General features: G+C 46.6%; 1 protein-coding gene. It reads left to right on the plus strand.

Annotated elements, in window-relative coordinates:
• A partial coding sequence (locus RH40_RS01890) for a BspA family leucine-rich repeat surface protein (RefSeq protein WP_009599582.1) occupies positions 1 to 1125 on the plus strand: 1125 nt, incomplete at its 5' end.
• Positions 1126 to 1164 lie beyond the last annotated feature (39 nt).

Consider the following 1164-nt stretch of genomic DNA (forward strand, 5'->3'; position numbering starts at 1 on the left):
TATTCTATGGATTACATGTTTTCAGGTGCCACCAGTTTTAACCAGCCCATCGGTAACTGGGATACCTCCAAAGTTGAAGATATGGAGGTAATGTTCAAAGACGCCACCGCCTTTAACCAGCCCATCGGCAACTGGGATACCTCCAAGGTTAAATATATGGAGGCGATGTTTTCAGGTGCCACCAGCTTTAACCAACCCATCGGTGACTGGGATACCTCCAATGTAAAGAATATGAGGAGGATGTTTAACGGTGCCAAAGCCTTTAACCAACCCATCGGTGATTGGGATACCTCCAAGGTCAAATATATTAACAGGATGTTTGAAGACGCCAAAGCCTTTAACCAACCCATCGGTGACTGGGATACCTCCAACGTCGGTTCCAAACCTGATGGGTGGTACCCTCATCAAGGAATGGCAGCCATGTTTAAAGGCGCTACCAGCTTTAACCAACCCATTGGTACTTGGGATACCTCCAAAGTTGAAAATATGAGGGCGATGTTTGAAGGCGCCTCCGCCTTTAACCAAGACATCGGTGGTTGGAATACCTCCAAAGTAAGCGATATGCATGGCATCTTTAAACAGGCCACGAGTTTTGACCAAGACATCAGTCAGTGGGATACCTCCAATGTAAAAGGCCCAATTGAAAGCATTTCTGTTACCTGTAATGACAAAGATATCGGCACCACCTTCAACCATCAAGGTCACACCTATCTGGTTGCTGACAATGAGAGCATTAAAGACCAAGCCCAGCTCGATAAACTGGAACAAGGTCAAATCCGCTTTTGCACCTCTCATGTGACTGATATGGATGGCCTTTTTAGTGGAAGGGAGCACTTTGATGCCGATATTAGTGACTGGGATACCTCCAAGGTTAAAGATACGAGGTGGATGTTTTCAGGTGCCACCGCCTTTAACCAACCCATCGGTAACTGGGATACCTCCAGCGTAGAAGATATGTCGTCGATGTTTGAAGGAGCCTCCGCCTTTAACCAACCCATCGGTGACTGGGATACCTCCACAGTCTATTCTATGAAGGGGATGTTTGAAGGTGCCAAAGCCTTTAACCAACCCATCGGTAACTGGGATACCTCCATGGTTTTTTTATCCTATGTATGGTATGTTTAAAGGCGCCTCCGCCTTTAACCAGCCCATCACGAGTAGTGT

This window comes from Vibrio caribbeanicus ATCC BAA-2122 (assembly GCF_000165125.1).
In the GTDB taxonomy this organism is placed as follows: Bacteria; Pseudomonadota; Gammaproteobacteria; order Enterobacterales; family Vibrionaceae; genus Vibrio; species Vibrio caribbeanicus.